Annotated in this window: 15 protein-coding genes; 4 read left to right on the top strand and 11 right to left on the bottom strand. The window is 48.7% G+C overall.

The features are described from left to right. Positions 1–29: 29 nt before the first annotated feature. Together PPHA_RS01680 and PPHA_RS01675 are read right to left on the bottom strand one after the other, a co-directional pair. On the bottom strand, positions 30–620 hold the full coding sequence (locus PPHA_RS01680; RefSeq protein ID WP_012507159.1) for a D-glycero-alpha-D-manno-heptose-1,7-bisphosphate 7-phosphatase: 591 nt from the start codon (positions 618–620) through the stop codon (positions 30–32). A gap of 8 nt (positions 621–628) precedes the next feature. Beyond that, a complete protein-coding gene (locus tag PPHA_RS01675) occupies positions 629–2,098 on the bottom strand; it encodes a starch synthase (protein WP_012507158.1) in 1,470 nt (489 codons plus the stop codon). 157 nt (positions 2,099–2,255) lie between these two features. On the opposite strand from PPHA_RS01675, the gene PPHA_RS01670 reads away from it, so the two are divergent. Together PPHA_RS01670 and bchJ are read left to right on the top strand one after the other, a co-directional pair. Further along, the gene (locus PPHA_RS01670; protein WP_041526382.1) at positions 2,256–3,353 is read left to right on the top strand and encodes an Ig-like domain-containing domain; all 1,098 of its coding nucleotides are present in this window, start codon (positions 2,256–2,258) and stop codon (positions 3,351–3,353) included. Positions 3,354–3,376: 23 nt separating this feature from the next. Continuing rightward, entirely contained in the window at positions 3,377–3,949 is a 573-nt protein-coding gene (gene bchJ / locus PPHA_RS01665) for a bacteriochlorophyll 4-vinyl reductase (RefSeq protein ID WP_012507156.1), read from the top strand. An 89-nt stretch (positions 3,950–4,038) separates the two neighbouring features. Here bchJ and PPHA_RS01660 read toward each other — a convergent pair whose 3' ends face one another. The 7 genes from PPHA_RS01660 to yihA form a co-directional block, all read right to left on the bottom strand. Beyond that, the gene (locus PPHA_RS01660) at positions 4,039–4,614 is read right to left on the bottom strand and encodes a four helix bundle suffix domain-containing protein (protein ID WP_041526381.1); all 576 of its coding nucleotides are present in this window, start codon (positions 4,612–4,614) and stop codon (positions 4,039–4,041) included. Between the two features lie 71 nt (positions 4,615–4,685). Further along, positions 4,686–5,513, bottom strand: a complete 828-nt coding sequence (bchL, locus tag PPHA_RS01655) for a ferredoxin:protochlorophyllide reductase (ATP-dependent) iron-sulfur ATP-binding protein (protein WP_012507154.1) — start codon at positions 5,511–5,513, stop codon at positions 4,686–4,688. 33 nt (positions 5,514–5,546) lie between these two features. Beyond that, the gene (locus PPHA_RS01650) at positions 5,547–7,154 is read right to left on the bottom strand and encodes a ferredoxin:protochlorophyllide reductase (ATP-dependent) subunit B (protein ID WP_012507153.1); all 1,608 of its coding nucleotides are present in this window, start codon (positions 7,152–7,154) and stop codon (positions 5,547–5,549) included. Between the two features lie 41 nt (positions 7,155–7,195). Beyond that, positions 7,196–8,458, bottom strand: coding sequence for a ferredoxin:protochlorophyllide reductase (ATP-dependent) subunit N (gene bchN / locus PPHA_RS01645; RefSeq protein WP_012507152.1), 1,263 nt, complete (start codon positions 8,456–8,458; stop codon positions 7,196–7,198). Positions 8,459–8,555: 97 nt separating this feature from the next. Next, on the bottom strand, positions 8,556–8,876 hold the full coding sequence (locus PPHA_RS01640; RefSeq protein ID WP_012507151.1) for an MTH1187 family thiamine-binding protein: 321 nt from the start codon (positions 8,874–8,876) through the stop codon (positions 8,556–8,558). An 18-nt stretch (positions 8,877–8,894) separates the two neighbouring features. Then, a complete protein-coding gene (locus PPHA_RS01635; protein WP_012507150.1) occupies positions 8,895–10,199 on the bottom strand; it encodes an adenylosuccinate synthase in 1,305 nt (434 codons plus the stop codon). Between the two features lie 11 nt (positions 10,200–10,210). Beyond that, positions 10,211–10,792: a ribosome biogenesis GTP-binding protein YihA/YsxC gene (gene yihA, locus PPHA_RS01630; RefSeq protein ID WP_012507149.1), complete on the bottom strand. Its 582-nt coding sequence runs from the start codon at positions 10,790–10,792 to the stop codon at positions 10,211–10,213. A gap of 144 nt (positions 10,793–10,936) precedes the next feature. On the opposite strand from yihA, the gene cysS reads away from it, so the two are divergent. Continuing rightward, positions 10,937–12,391: a cysteine--tRNA ligase gene (gene cysS / locus PPHA_RS01625; RefSeq protein ID WP_012507148.1), complete on the top strand. Its 1,455-nt coding sequence runs from the start codon at positions 10,937–10,939 to the stop codon at positions 12,389–12,391. Here the strand turns inward: cysS and PPHA_RS01620 are convergent. Then, on the bottom strand, positions 12,388–13,509 hold the full coding sequence (locus tag PPHA_RS01620) for a mannose-1-phosphate guanylyltransferase (RefSeq protein ID WP_012507147.1): 1,122 nt from the start codon (positions 13,507–13,509) through the stop codon (positions 12,388–12,390). The two genes, cysS and PPHA_RS01620, sit on opposite strands and share 4 nt — an antisense overlap. 183 nt (positions 13,510–13,692) lie before the next feature. On the opposite strand from PPHA_RS01620, the gene rsmG reads away from it, so the two are divergent. Beyond that, the gene (rsmG, locus tag PPHA_RS01615; RefSeq protein WP_012507146.1) at positions 13,693–14,379 is read left to right on the top strand and encodes a 16S rRNA (guanine(527)-N(7))-methyltransferase RsmG; all 687 of its coding nucleotides are present in this window, start codon (positions 13,693–13,695) and stop codon (positions 14,377–14,379) included. A 41-nt stretch (positions 14,380–14,420) separates the two neighbouring features. Here rsmG and rplQ read toward each other — a convergent pair whose 3' ends face one another. Continuing rightward, positions 14,421–14,879 (bottom strand): 50S ribosomal protein L17, encoded by a 459-nt coding sequence (rplQ, locus tag PPHA_RS01610; protein WP_012507145.1) that lies wholly within the window; start codon positions 14,877–14,879, stop codon positions 14,421–14,423. Between the last annotated feature and the right edge of the window lie 40 nt (positions 14,880–14,919).

The raw sequence follows: 14,919 nt of genomic DNA, 5'->3' as shown, positions 1-14,919 counted from the left end.
GGGGTGTGACACAAGGGAGTAAAGGGCGATCAGGAGATGGCAAGAATATGCTCCGTAACGGCTTTATAGAGATCGTCAGCTACAAATTCAGGAATGATGTTCTGGGTCATACAGAGCGCCTCTTCATTGTGGCCGGTTCGAACCAGCACTGGTCGAAGTCCGGCACGCAGGCCACACTCGATATCAAGCGTTTTATCTCCGACAAAAAACGATGCACTTCTATCAACAATAAGCCCTTCTGCCAGAAAATCATTGATGGCCAGTTCAACCATACCGGTTGCCGGTTTGCGGAACTCGGCAAAACGGTCATACTCCGGATGAGGGTATGCGGGATGAAAGGGACAGTAGTATGAGCGATCGAAACTGGCATTTTTGAGCGCAAGCAGCTCATTGAGGTAGCGGTTCACCTCTTCAACCTGGGCGATGGTGGCGATCCCCCTGGCAATCCCCGCCTGATTGCTCACAAGAACAATCCGAAACCCGGCACTTTTGGCAAGTGCAATGGCATCGTCCGCACGATCAATCAGTTTCAACTGTTCCTTCAAAAAAACGTAGGAACCAGTATCCTGATTGATGGTGCCGTCACGATCGAGAAAGAGAACCTTTATTGTCTGCGCCATTTTTCTGCCTATGGTTCAAGAAGTTCACGGTACAACTGATCGTACTCCTCTGCCGATTTTTTCCAGGTAAAGTCGCGGGTCATGGCTGTCATCACAATCTGCTGCCAGCTCTCTTCATCATGAAAACAGGCAAGAGCCTCTTCAAGCTTGCCGACAAGCGACTCGGCTGAATAGTCGTGAAAAATAAAGCCGGAACCACTCTCTTCGTCCCGCTCCTCTATGGTTTCAACAATCCCTCCGCCAGCATAGGCAACCGGTATCGTTCCGTAGTTCATGGCAAACATCTGAATCATGCCGCATGACTCAATCATACCTGGCATGAGCAAAATATCGAGACCCGCAATGGCAAGATGAAAAAAGGAGTCCGAATATTCACCATGAACACTCACCTGCTCGGGATGCTCCAGAGCAAAATCCTGGAACACTTTTTCATATTTCTTGTCACCTGAACCGCTGATAATAAGCTGTATATCGAGGGCTGCAAGCTGCTCAAGACTTTGCTGCAAGAGTTCTGCTCCCTGAAACTCGTCAAAATTGAGAATCACCCCCACTACAGGAGTTCCTTCCGTGTAAGGAAGGCCAGCTTCCTCGAGCAACGCTTTTTTGTTGTCGAGCTTGCCATCCATATGCTCGAGGCTGTACCGTTTCTTGATAAGCTTGTCCGCCGCAGAGTTCCACTGCCTGCTGTCGATACCATTGAGTATCCCGTAAAACTTTGCCTGATGCTCCTCAAGAACCCGTCCAAGACCATAGGTCTGCAGGCCATCATGCACAATCTCTTCGGCATAAACTTTTGACGTCGTCGTCAGAAGGTCTGCATGTTCAACGCCGGTATAGAGCATATTCACCTCATCGTTGCTGCAATGCAGGGCAGAGCTGACCTCCTCGGGAAGCAGCTTCTGGAATGCCTTCATGGGAAGAATCCCCTGACGGTAAATATTGTGAATGGTAAAAACCGTTTTTATATCCCTGAAAAACTCATGAGAGGCATAGACTGTTTTCAGTAGAAGTGGAATAAGAGCCGCATGCCAGTCGTGACAGTGGATAATATCAGGTTTCCAGCCCAGCCGCTGAAGAGTTTCAAGTACTCCAACATTGAAAAAAACAACCTTGTCGGTACTGCCTTTCAAATCACTTCCGTTGTGTATATCGGTAAAAAGACCGTTACGCTTAAAATATTTTTCGTTATACAGGAAATAGGTTTGAATCTTGCTTGAAGGCAGGGCCGTAACCTTGACGTTCAGCAAATCAACTTTCTCCTTGAGATCAACCTCAATGTCGGAGAGACGCAGAACATCATGCAACCGGAACTTGCGGTCATTGATAGTACCGTACTTCGGCATCATGATGCGGGCCTCGAATCCTTCCTCCTCGATAGCCTGGGGGAATGATGCCATAAAATCAGCAAGGGGACTGATTCTTACAAAAGGAGAGACTTCACCGGAGACATAAAGAACTTTAAAATTTCGTCTGGACATCTATATGACACTCAATCTATAATTTTTCATGAAAAGCTTTCATAGAACTACATTAGTTTTTAATTTACGAATTTTCACAGACACATACAATCAAGCCTCTCTTCCCGTATATTTACCAAGGAGTCGAAGGATTTTCATGCAAAGCAGCTCCCCTATCATGAAGGTGTTTCTTATTCTCCTGCTCTGGCTTGCCAGCGGGTGCGCTTCTGATCGACCACCGTCGGGCGGCCCTCTTGACACAACTCCTTTGCAGGTGATCTTTTCCGACCCTGCACCATCAGCCGTAAATGTTTCGGCTGAGTCGATACAACTGACCTTCAACCATGAGATTACCGGACGGCAACTGCTCAATGCACTCGTTATTTCTCCACCAATCGGCGACTGCGATATAACTGTTGATGGAAAAAAAGCGATAATAAAAGGGTTCAAACCACTTGAACCGGGCAAAACCTACATCCTCACCCTCGACAAGAAGCTCAGCGATCATAGTGGACACACCTTGCAAGCCCCGTATACCCTGGCATTTTCAACCGGAGCTGTTATCAACCGTGGAACCATCAGCGGAAAGGTGATCAATGCCGACTATTCCCCAGCCACGAATGCCCTGATACTTGCTTTTACGGAACTCCCGGAACATGTCGGAGCAAGAAACCTGCTGCAGAGAGAACCGGATTATTTTATACAGGCAGAGCCATCCGGACTCTTCTCGTTGAGGCACATGGCAGCAGGATCGTACAGAATTGTTGCTGTCAACGACCGAAACAATGATCTGCGCTATAATACTGCAACAGAGGAGATCGGACTCTGCAGCAGGGCAATTGTTCCCTCTGGCTCTTCCGACCTGCTCTTCATGCTTTCCGGAAAGCACAACGATACTGCCAGATTTCTCTCCAGACCAGCCGTGAAAACAGGTAGCCTTACAGAAACTGGAGCGCTCTCAGGAAAATGCTTTGCTTCCGGACAATATGTGGTTGTTGAGGCATCAAGCCTGACGGCATCGTACAGCACCATCGCAGTGCGTGACCGGAACGAAACATGGCACTACTCTTTCCCCGAACTCCCTCCCGGCAGCTATACTGTCAGCGCATTTGTCCCTTCCGGCACCAAAAAGCCCGAACCACAAAGGCAACGGAACCACGGTTCTCTTGAGCCATTTCAAGCCGCAGAACCATTCGGATATTATCCGGAAAAGGTAACGGTACGACCTCGATGGACAACAGAGCATATCGATATTCGCATCATCACTTCCAGGTAACAAACAATGATTATTTTTGCATAATGAGCACACCTTCCAAAATAGGGCCGAACTCCATCATCCAGACCGTTGCAGCGCTTGAAACAACCTATGGCAAAAAAAAATCTGAAGCCATGCTCCGCAAAATCGGTCAGGGATACCTTGTCGGAAACCTCCCGAAAGAGATGGTTGAAGAGGCTAAATTTCACTCCCTCGTCATTGCGCTGCAGAAAGAGATTGGTGACACAGCAACCTCCGGTATCCTTAAAGAGTCCGGAGAAAGAACAGCCCGCTACCTCCTGAAGGTGCGCATTCCCGGCATCTTCCAGCAATTAGTTAAGCTCCTGCCACCCCGTCCGGCATTCAGACTATTCCTCTTTGCCATCAGTAAAAATGCATGGACTTTTGCTGGCAGTGGCGAATTCAGCTACACCATGAATCGCCCACCCGAAATAACTGTCAAGGTAACCTTCCCTTCCCACCAGGTCGTTGGTAACTTTTACCTCGGCACCTTCACCGCCCTCCTGCAGGAACTGGTCAACCCGACAACGAAAATCAAACCTGATATCCGCAAGGAAAACGGAAACATCCGATGCCATTACCGGTGCGAAATCTGAATTTTCAAAGGAAAGAGCTGCTTTTATAAGTCCTATAGTTCGTATAGTCTCATAAGACTTATAAAAAAGCAACCTTTCTTCAGTACCTTTTACCCCCGGTTTTTTTGCTGCTCTCGTGCCTGCAGTCGGGCACGAGTCATGCATTCACGAAGGCCGCCCTCTTTAAGAAAATCCTTTTCCAGTCGTCGAATTTGCTGATCAAGGAGATAGTTTGTCTGGTGAATCAGGCAAATGGCGATATTGGCCACCACCTCTGACGGACGGGTTTCAACAAATTCCCGATAGCGTTCAAAGTTCTCCTGAGGTTTGCTGCCCAGTTTTCTGACATAACGGGCCTCTTTAGACTCTTTCTGCCAAATGTTACCGTCACGTACCCGCAAAAAATCCCGATAATCTTCCAAAAGCTCTTCAAGACTGGCCCGTGCCACATTGGTCAGCTTGATCTCCATCTCTTTTGAAGTAACTGAGGCTTTACTGCCTTCAACGATATTCTGTTTACCGGAACGTGCCGCCTGTACCATCTGGTCAATAGTACGGTCACCCCGCATCAAAAAGCGCTTACAGAAGCGAAAGGTAAGGTCATAAACCACCTCCGCCTTCTGGTAAGAGAGCAGGTTACGGTAGTTACCATGAGGCGGTAAAAAGGTTTGGTCGGAGGTTTTCATAATCTTAGTGATCTTATGAGTCCTATAGGTCATGAGACTCATATGACCTATAAAATCTTAAAGAAGCAAGATTACTGCCAGCCGTTGACCATTTTGAAGATCTCCCTGTCGCCGATTGGTACAGGTACCGAAGCAATAGGACTTTCCTGAATGAGAAAATCAGCAATTTCGTTGTAGGGCTTGAGGCACTCTTCCTTGTCCGGTGTATCCTCCATGGCATACATGGTTTTTCCGGCAAAACGGCTTTTGCGGATCAGTTCGTGGTAGGGCACTTTGGCAAGCAGTTTGGTTCCCACTTTTTCAGCAAACTGATCGAGCATATTGGTGCCTCCACCAGTGACGTAGTCAACCCGGTTGGCAACAATTCCGGCAAGCTTGACCTTGTAGCGTACGCTTTTCTGCTGGATAGCCATGCAAAGACGGTTGGCTGCGAAAATACTGTCGAAATCGTTGGTTGCAATGATAATTGCATAGTCGGCATAGTTGAGCGGGGCACTGAAACCACCGCAGACAACGTCGCCAAGTACATCAAACAGGATGACATCATATTTGTCATAAAGGCCGAGTTCCTGAAGCAGGGCAACGGATTCACCGACTACATATCCGCCGCAGCCGCTTCCGGCGGGAGGGCCGCCAGCCTCGAGACAGTCAATACCGGCAAAACCGGTCTCGATAATATCTTCCGCGCTGAGCTCCTCATGATGAAAATCAACCTCTTCAAGAGCTTCGATAACGGTTTTCTGCAGCTTTCCTGTAATGGGGAAGGTACTGTCATGCTTGGGATCGCAGCCGATCTGCAGTACCTTGGCGCCTTTCAGGGCAAGTGCCGCTGAGATGTTGGCGCTTGTGGTGCTTTTTCCTATGCCGCCCTTGCCATATACCGCTAAAACTAAACTCATAATGATAACAGAGAATATGATTGATAGAAAATCTTAACCACCCAGCGACTCTTTTGCCTGTCGGAACACATCAACGGAGATCATGGATGCACCACTCGCGCGGGCAAAAGTTTCGGTGTTTTTCCTGACCTTTTTACGGACAAAGAAGGGTACCTTTTTCAGCATGGTTTCAGCCTCATCGCTCCACTTCATCTCTCCCTCCTCTGCAATCACTACAGCCTCTGCTGCAGCCTCCGGTGAAGGATGATCATTAGGGGCGACGGAGAGTGCCACAGGTTCTTCAGAAGGGGCGGATACTTCGGGCTCTTCGTACTCAAGACCCGCATCACCGAAAAAGTCGATCAGATGCTTTTCCAAACCGAGTTTGCAGGAAAGATAGACCCTGTCGGCAATAACATCAGCTCCATCAAATCCAAAGAAGGGATAATAGCCAAGCAGGTGGTTTTCAATATGGGTCGGTGGACAGACCACCATGCAGGGAACATCGAGCTTGCGGCAACTGTGCCGTTCCATCTGCGTACCGCAGACCAGATCCGGCATTTGATCATCAATAATTTGTGCAACATCCTGGAACTTGTCGGTTACGATAAGCGCTCCGGGAAGGTAGCCTTCAAGCTCTTTGCGCACCCAATCGGCATGACGTTCCAGATAGGTGCCCGCACCGATGATCTGCATACCAAGTTCGTCACGCAGAAACTTGACGAGGGCGACGGTATGCGTGGCATCACCGAACACAAAGGCACGTTTATTGCTGAAACTTTCCATATCGGCAGTTCTGGCAAACCAGGGAACACCGCTTGGAGCGCTCAGGCCGTCGAGCGAGAATGCGTTGAGTTGCGGCATGACAATCGGAGCAACTCCCCGTTCAGCGCCCGCTGCGTTAAGCTTCTCGATCAGGGAGCGAAGCCATGCAAGGGTAGGTTCGACTCCGATCGGGGCTTCATAAAGCGCTGGCATAGCGAATGCATCAGCAAGATATTCCGCTGCCGTTGAACCGATCTCACGGTAAGGGGCAATATTGAGCCAGGCGGCTGGAAGTTTCCGGAGATCATCGATGCTGGCTCCCCAGGGAGCAACAACATTGACCGCAATGCCAAGCGTCTGCAACATGCGACGGATGCTGGTCAGGTTGGCACGCAAGTGAAATCCGAGCGAGGTAAAGCCAAGGAGGTTCACCGATGGCTGTGCTGTTTTCTCCTGGGGAGAAGCAAAACGTTTGACCAGTTCGGTCAGCAGACCATCTGCCGCCTCATTTTCCGATACTCTGAATGGGTTGAGCGCATAGACCAGAATTTTCTCCTGCGGCAGGCCCGAGTGGGCTGCAAGTTGATGGAGATCTTCCTGAAGAAGGGCTGTGCTGCAACTCGGTGCGATGACAATAAGTTCAGGATGGTAATGGTGTTCGACCTGCTGGAGTGTCGAGGGTAGTCTTGATACTCCCTGGGCAAGGTCTCTTCCACGAACAACACTGATCGATAAGCCGGGAAATTGTGGGGTTCGCTCGAGCATGGTATAGGTTGCCGTAATGTAATCGTCCCCCTGGGGAGCATGATAAACGGTGTGAACCCCTTTCATACTGTTGGTTACTCGGCTGATACCGTGAAGGGCGGTGCCCTCGTAGAGCCAGAAAGCTAAGCGCATACTCTTGTGTTGTTTGTTTATTGCATTTTCATGACGGTGAATTATTCAGCGCTTGGCATGACACCTTCAAGCCAGACTTCCTTGTCGAACGCTGGCAGCTTGCTGCGGCGCTGGAGCGGTGAAACAAACATGTTCGCGAGGGTAATAACTCCCGACCAGCTATGAATGGACATCAGCATGAACTCCATGCTCCATTTCACAACAAAACCGTTGCCAACAAAAGGGTTTGCTGTCATCAGCGAGGTAATGATCAAATCGGGCTTGATACGCCGAACATCCTCAAGCTGGCGATGAAAGTTCGGCTGCTCGACAACGCGAACGCCATCAAGTGCCTCAAGTTCACGCGCATGAAATTTTTTGTTGATATAGGCGCTGCTGCACTCAACCACATCGGCGCCTGCACTATGAAGAAAACGCGCAAGTGGCAGCTCCATCATGGTGTCGGCAGTCAGAAAGATCTTTTTGCCCTTCAGAAGCTCTGTCTGGCTGCGGATCTTCTCCCACGCAGCTTTTTCGCGATCACGAAGATCGACGGTAATGCCAAATTCACGGGCCAGATCCTCCCAGAAGGCTCTGGTTCCATCGGGGCCGAACGGAAAGAGTGAATGAAGAACGCTGCATCCCCGTTCACGGGAAAGTTTGACGGCAACCCGTGAAAGATAGGGTTGAATCGGAGCAAGGACGGTATCGGGGCCAATAGCCGGCATTTTGTCGAAACGGGATTCAGGAAGAAAGCCACCGACTGGAATCCCAAGCTCTTCGGCCTCTGCCCTCAGATCGTCGGCCGTTACATCGTTGACGGAACCGAGAAAAACCACCTTTTTCTGACCTGCCGGGGCTTCGGGACAGAAAGGTACAAGAGCGGCAAGGACTGAGTCTTCAGCCTGGGTAAAATTGTAGACCAGACCACTTGCCGGAACAAAAAGTACTGGTACATCCGGTGTACTGAGCAGATGGGCCAGCCCTTTGAAGTCAACCTTCATGACCTCAGGGGTACATGAAGAGAGCAGAAAAATTACGGACGGATGGTGATCGGCCATGATTTCACTGATAATATCCTGAAGGCTTGGCTCCTGCTTCGAAAGATCACCCTCTTCCATGAGCGCAATACCAAAACGCGGCTTGGCAAAGATCATCATGCCGAGCGCATTCTGCAGAAAATGGGCACAGGTGTGCGTTCCAAGAATAAGAAAAAAGCTGTCCTTGATCTTCTGATACATCCATCCAACACAGGCAAGGCCACAAAAACTGTGTGTAACGTTATCTTCCTTGATTACCTGAATATCTCCGGGAACCTGCATCATGAATGTTTTCTTTTGAGAGTTACTGCCCGCAATAAACTGTATTACAGAGGTCAAACGTAAAGACCATGTGAAGATAAAATATTTTTCACTAATCCCCCTACTCTCCCGGCTCCCTTGTCGGGACTATTTTCGCTTTGACCGAGGCACTCTTGTCTCCAAGGCGAACTGCCCGATCCCGGCGGTCATCGATCTTCATGACCGTATAAACGCGCCTGCCACCCTGACTGAACGAGTACTCATGAAGCTTGAGCGCAAGATTGAAGAGCAGGGGCGCAGGCCCTTCAACCGTTGTACCCATATCATGAAGGCGGTAACTGCAACCGCTGGCGGCAAGCAGCTCCTGCAAACCGGCAACAAAGCCGCTGAAACCACCCTCTTTTGCGTCGAGAGGAAGAACCGCTATATCCATCAAAGCCATGGCAAAACAACTTCAGTGTTATCTGAAAACAGTCTCTTCGCGTCCAGGACCGACAGAGATAAAGGTAACCTGAACCTGAAGTTCATCTTCAAGGAAGGTCACATAGTTCTGCGCTTCAGGCTGCATCTCGGAGAAGGAGCGGGCATGGGCGTTTGATGCCATCCACCCTTTCAAGGTGGTATAGAGCGGCGTCACCCTTGAAAGCGTCTGATGGTCGGTCGGAAAATCATGGATCTCCTTGCCATCAAGCATATAGGAGGTACAAATCCTGATCTCCTCAAAGGTGTCGAGCACATCAAGCTTGGTGAGCGCAATTTCCGTCACGCCGTTTATGGTAAGCGAATAGCGGAGGGCCACCAGATCGATCCAGCCACAACGGCGTTTTCTTCCTGTCGTGGCACCAAACTCGTGACCAATCTTGCCAAGCCGTTCCCCTGTCTCATCAAGAAGTTCCGTTGGGAATGCCCCGTTTCCAACTCTTGTCATGTATGCCTTGCAGACACCGATCACCTTGCCGATGTAGTTCGGCGCGATGCCTGATCCGGTACTGGCACCTCCTGAGGTTGGATTCGATGAGGTCACATAGGGATAGGTTCCATGGTCAACATCAAGCAGACAGCCCTGGGCGCCTTCAAGCAGTACCGTTTTACCCTCCTGAAGCTGACGATTCAGGTAGAGTTGGGTATTGGTTACATAAGGATCAATAATCTTGTCGAAATCTTCATATTCACGCACCATCGTTTCGACATCAATCTCTTCCTTCTCATAAATATTTTTGAAAAGTTTGTTCTTGGCTGCAAGATTTTCACGGAGCTTCTCCTTGAGTACCTCTGGATTGAGAAGATCCACAACCCTGATTCCCTTGCGGGCAAACTTGTCCTCATAGCTCGGTCCTATGCCCCGACCGGTTGTACCGATTTTCTGATCACCCTGAGCGCTTTCATGCAGGGAGTCGAGCAGCTTATGATAGGGCATGATGAGATGGGCATTGTGACTGATAAACAGTCTGCCTGTTACTTCATAACCAAGTTCCTCGACCTTTCTGATCTCATCAAGCAACGCTGCAGGGTCAATAACAACACCGTTACCGATGACGCAAACACATCCTTTATGAAATATTCCGGAGGGAATAAGGTGCAGTACGACAGTTTTGTTATCGAAACAGATGGTATGACCGGCGTTCGCTCCTCCCTGATAACGGACAACGATATCATATTTGTCCGAAAGGTAATCCACAAGCTTCCCTTTGCCTTCATCACCGAACTGTGTACCGACAATAACGGTTGCCGACTGAGACGGTGTCCTGAATTTTTTTGATTCCACGACGATTGTTTTTATTGACAGATGTATTGATCAAAATGAGCCAGAAGCTCACTCTTTCCCTTGCCTGAAAAAGATGAATAATTTACAATAAATTTGGCTTTAGCAGCGCAACTTTCCATAATACGACCAGTCTGTACCTTTTCCTTTTGTGTAAGTTTGTCATATTTGGTCAGAACAATGCCGTAGGGCCGATCATGAGACTCAAGAAAGCTGATCATTGCCCTGTCAGACTGCATGGCCGGATGACGGGAGTCCAAAAGCAGCACGACCAGCGAAATGCTCCGCCGTTGAATGATATAGGAGGAGAGGAGATTGCCCCAGAGGGCCTTCTCTGCATGACCTACGGCTGCATAACCATAACCGGGAAGGTCAACAAAATAAACATCCCGGTTAATCAGAAAGTAGTTGATCAGTCTTGTTTTTCCAGGAGTTGCGCTGGTTTTTGCGAGACCTTTAACCCCCGTCAGAGAGTTAAGGAGTGTTGATTTTCCAACATTGGATCTTCCTGCAAAAACGATTTCAGGAAAGGAATCTTCCGGAAGCCCTGAAAGAGCGGAAACACTGATGTGAAAGGCGGTATTGACAATTTTCATACAAAAAGAGCGGTCACAAAAAAAGAGGCACAAAAAAGGAAGCTAAAAACCTTGCGTTAAAAACCCAAATGTTTAACTTTCACCGGACTATTTCAAGCTCAGCATCCTCACTCCACCATAAAGAAAAAGGCAGAACAACAGAAGATGTCACTCTTCATTTATAATTCCCTCGGCAGAACAAAAGAGAAATTCGAACCCCTGCATCCACCGATTGTTACCATGTATGTGTGCGGACCGACTGTTTATGGTCATGCCCATCTCGGTCATGCAAAAAGCTATGTCTCATTTGACGTGGTCGTTCGTTGGCTGCGCCATAGCGGCTACCGGGTAAAATATGTGCAGAACATTACTGATGTGGGCCACCTGACCGATGATGCCGATGAGGGTGAAGACAAAATATCGAAGCAGGCCCTTCTCGAAAAAACAGATCCCATGGAGATTTCGCAGTTCTATACACGAAGTTTCTATGAGGATATGGACAAACTGGAGGTGCTCCGTCCCAATATCGCTCCTGCGGCTACAGCTCACATTCCTGAGCAGATTGAACTGATTGAGCGACTCATCGATGCCGGTCACGCCTATGAGGTGCATGGCAACGTCTATTTCTCGGTGGAGTCGTTTCCGGGATATGGAAAACTCTCGGGACGAACGGACCAGGAGGCGGTGCAATCGGGTATCAGGGTGGGAGTACGCTCTGAAAAGCAGCACCCTTCCGACTTTGCGCTCTGGAAAAAGGCTGAAGAGGGGCATCTGATGAAATGGAACTCTCCATGGAGTATCGGCTATCCGGGCTGGCATCTGGAATGTTCTGCAATGTCGATGAAATATCTTGGCGAGACAATCGATATTCATGGCGGGGGGATGGAGAACAAGTTTCCTCACCATGACTGTGAAATTGCCCAGTCAGAATCGGTCACCGGGAAACCCTATGTGAGGTTCTGGATGCACAATAACATGGTGACGGTCAATGGGATAAAAATGGGGAAGTCCCTGAAAAACTTCATCAATCTCAAAGATCTCTTCTTGAGCTTCGATCCGATGGTCATCAGATTCTTTATCCTGCAGTCGCATTATCGCTCTCCGCTTGACTTTTCGGACGCAGCGATACGCGCTTCACAGACCGGTCTTGAAAAACTCCGTGAGACCCAAAGACGACTCCGGGAACAGACTCCGGGTAGCGGTGACTTTGATACGGCCCCATTTATTCAACGCTTTACCGAGGCGATGGATGATGATTTCAACACCCCCATTGCGATTTCTGTTCTTTTCGACCTCTCAAAATCAATCAACGCGGCTCTTGATCGTACCGAAAGTATCTCGGAACTTCCTCAGCAAGAAGCTGCAGCTTTTCTTGACCTGGCCGGAAGGGAAATTCTCTGCATTCTTCAGCACGATAACCAATCCGGTAGTAGAAATGAGGAACTGAATGGCAAAAGACTTGATGGCGTAATGGATATCCTGCTTGACCTGCGGGCTGAAGCCAGAAAGAGCAAGGATTTCGCCCTCAGCGACAAAATCCGCGACCAGCTCCTTGTTGCCGGAATTGAAATCAAGGATACCAAAGAGGGTGCCAGTTGGTCGAAGAGAGCCAGCGTTTAAAGATATTCTTCAAGCCCTTCGCGCCGGAGGGTATCGACAGCGTCACCAACATGGCATGACTTCCCTTTGCTGCAGACCAGAAGTGCGTCATCGGTGACGACAATAATGATATCATGCATTCCAATGGTACAGACAACTTTGCCTGAACTGTTCTTGATAAAATTATTGTCGCAATCAATCTGGACGAGGCGGTTGTCAGGCACATCTCCGGCAGAAACACTCCGGTCGCCGGCGACTTTGAGTACCTCGTCCCAGCAGCCAAGATCAGTCCAGCCAAATTCTCCCGTCAGCACAAAAACCGTTTCGGCCTTCTCCATGATGCCATAATCAATGGAGAGAGGATGAATCCATGAGTAGACATCTTCAATGACCTTCTGTTCACTCTCCGTTCCAAGGCTGTCATAGATGGCAAGAAGATCCTTGTATAATTCCGGCATAGAGCGCTCAAACTCCCGTGATATTGCATCAATATGCCAGATAAAGACCCCGCTGTTCCAGTAAAAATCTTTGCTTTCCAGAAACTCAACTGCCGTTGCAGCATCCGGCTTTTCTGCAAAAGCCTTTACCTTGAAAAGCATGAAGTCAGAACTGTCTGAGAGAACGGAAGGAAGTGGCAGTTCAGCATCAGCCTGAATATAGCCATAAGCGGTTTCCGGCCTGTCGGGTTTAATACCGATGGTTACAAGCCCTTTTTTTTCGCTGGCTATCTCAATGCCTGCCTCCACAACTTTGATGAATGCCTGTTGGTCAAGAACGAGATGGTCAGAAGGAAGCACAATGGTAACAGCATCCACATCCCTTTTTTTGATATGTGCCGTCGCAAGAGCTATACAGGGAGCTGTGTTGCGACTGGCAGGCTCAACAATGATATGGTCTTGACGAAAACTGCCAAGGGAAGCTGAGAGCAGTGTGCGACCCATTTCGCTGGTAATGATAAAGATATTCTCCTCTGGCACCAGACCGGAGATGCGCCGTACCGTTTTGGCAATCATCGTTCCATCATCCAGCAAATCAACAAACTGCTTTGGCATTTTTTTTCTTGAAAGAGGCCACAGTTTTTTACCAATTCCACCTGCCATGATAACCGCATAAACATGCGCTCTTGCATCGTTACCCATATAACACATTCTCTTGCCAGCAGTTTCTGAAAAAGACACGCACGAATAGACTTGAACTTGAATTTACGACTATTTCTGTTGAAATAAGGAGCTGCATACGTGCAAAGAGCACAGCCGATTTGTCATTCATCCCAAAATATCGTTTTTTGGGGTTAAACCTCAGAACAGAAAGGATGACTACCTATGGAACGAATGAATGATAATGTGTTGACCCTGCAGATGTTATGTGCTGAACAGGGGATGGAGATTGATCTCCCGACACTTCAGCAACTGGCACGATATGGTGATTGCCTTGAGCGATGGAATCACAAGATAAACCTGATCAGTCGGAAGGAAGATGCTCCGGTCATTATCAAACATATCTTTCACTCGCTCCTGATCACTCTCTACCACTCTTTCCGCGAGGGGGAAGATGTTCTTGATCTGGGAACTGGTGGAGGATTACCAGGTATTCCGCTCTCTCTTCTCTTCCCCCGTACTCGTTTTCTTCTGGTGGATGCGACGGGGAAGAAAATTGCAGCCTGTCAAGCCATGATTACAGAGCTGGGCATCAACAATGCTATTGCTCTGCATACGCGGGTAGAAGAGCTTAAAGGTGTTGTGTTTGATACGGTTCTTTCAAGGCAGGTTGCTCCTCTTGACAAACTCTGCTCTTACTCAGCACCTCTTCTGAAAGCTGGCGGAACCCTGATTTGCCTGAAGGGGGGAAATCTTGAAAATGAGATTGCGGCTGCCATGAAGTCAAACAAGGGGCAGGAGGGTTTCCCTTCAAAAGTTGAACTGCATCCTATCCATGGCATCAGCCCCTTTTTCTCTGAAAAGCAGATAGTCATTGTCCACGGAAAGAACTCTTCCGCAAACAATGACTGACTGATGACAAGAGCAGAAAGGAGGGAAACAGGGAGAGAAGTTTACCCGGCCACAGAAACTGCTGCTTCAGCGGTTTTCTTGGAACCTTTGACTCGTTTGGCACGATCCTGCTTGCCAGTCTTCTGGCTTGCTGATGGTGCTTCCTGATAATCGACAAGTTCAATCACTGCCATTTTTGCTGCGTCTCCAAAACGGGGAGCGAGCTTGATAACACGAGTATATCCTCCCTGACGGGTACCAACCTTGGCGACAATCTCTTCAAACAGAATTCTGATTGCCTGTTTGTCACGAATATCCTTGAATATTTCGCGCTGGGCATGAACCGTACCCTTGCGAGCTTTGGTAATGATTTTCTCAACAACCCTGCGGGTCTCTTTCGCTTTTGCCTCTGTCGTCTCAATGCGCTTGTAGACAAGCAGTTGCGTTGACAGATTGCTGAGCGTCGCCTTTCTATGGGCTGCGGTTCTTCCGAGTTTTCTTGCCGGCTTAACTTTACGCATGTCTATTTCCTGATCTCAATAATTCAAAAAAACGGTTACG

The sequence above is a fragment of the Pelodictyon phaeoclathratiforme BU-1 genome (genome assembly GCF_000020645.1).
In the GTDB taxonomy this organism is placed as follows: Bacteria; Bacteroidota; Chlorobiia; order Chlorobiales; family Chlorobiaceae; genus Chlorobium; species Chlorobium phaeoclathratiforme.
Note: the sequence above shows the minus strand (reverse complement) of the source record. Positions and strands in the feature narration are given on the sequence as shown.

Coding starts and splice junctions, on each gene's coding strand:
- PPHA_RS01680 (WP_012507159.1), bottom strand. CDS start 620: ATGGCGCAGACAATAAAGGTTCTCTTTCTCGATCGTGACGGCACCATC.
- PPHA_RS01675 (WP_012507158.1), bottom strand. CDS start 2,098: ATGTCCAGACGAAATTTTAAAGTTCTTTATGTCTCCGGTGAAGTCTCT.
- PPHA_RS01670 (WP_041526382.1), top strand. CDS start 2,256: ATGAAGGTGTTTCTTATTCTCCTGCTCTGGCTTGCCAGCGGGTGCGCT.
- bchJ (WP_012507156.1), top strand. CDS start 3,377: ATGAGCACACCTTCCAAAATAGGGCCGAACTCCATCATCCAGACCGTT.
- PPHA_RS01660 (WP_041526381.1), bottom strand. CDS start 4,614: ATGAAAACCTCCGACCAAACCTTTTTACCGCCTCATGGTAACTACCGT.
- bchL (WP_012507154.1), bottom strand. CDS start 5,513: ATGAGTTTAGTTTTAGCGGTATATGGCAAGGGCGGCATAGGAAAAAGC.
- PPHA_RS01650 (WP_012507153.1), bottom strand. CDS start 7,154: ATGCGCTTAGCTTTCTGGCTCTACGAGGGCACCGCCCTTCACGGTATC.
- bchN (WP_012507152.1), bottom strand. CDS start 8,458: ATGATGCAGGTTCCCGGAGATATTCAGGTAATCAAGGAAGATAACGTT.
- PPHA_RS01640 (WP_012507151.1), bottom strand. CDS start 8,876: ATGGCTTTGATGGATATAGCGGTTCTTCCTCTCGACGCAAAAGAGGGT.
- yihA (WP_012507149.1), bottom strand. CDS start 10,792: ATGAAAATTGTCAATACCGCCTTTCACATCAGTGTTTCCGCTCTTTCA.
- cysS (WP_012507148.1), top strand. CDS start 10,937: ATGTCACTCTTCATTTATAATTCCCTCGGCAGAACAAAAGAGAAATTC.
- PPHA_RS01620 (WP_012507147.1), bottom strand. CDS start 13,509: ATGGGTAACGATGCAAGAGCGCATGTTTATGCGGTTATCATGGCAGGT.
- rsmG (WP_012507146.1), top strand. CDS start 13,693: ATGGAACGAATGAATGATAATGTGTTGACCCTGCAGATGTTATGTGCT.
- rplQ (WP_012507145.1), bottom strand. CDS start 14,879: ATGCGTAAAGTTAAGCCGGCAAGAAAACTCGGAAGAACCGCAGCCCAT.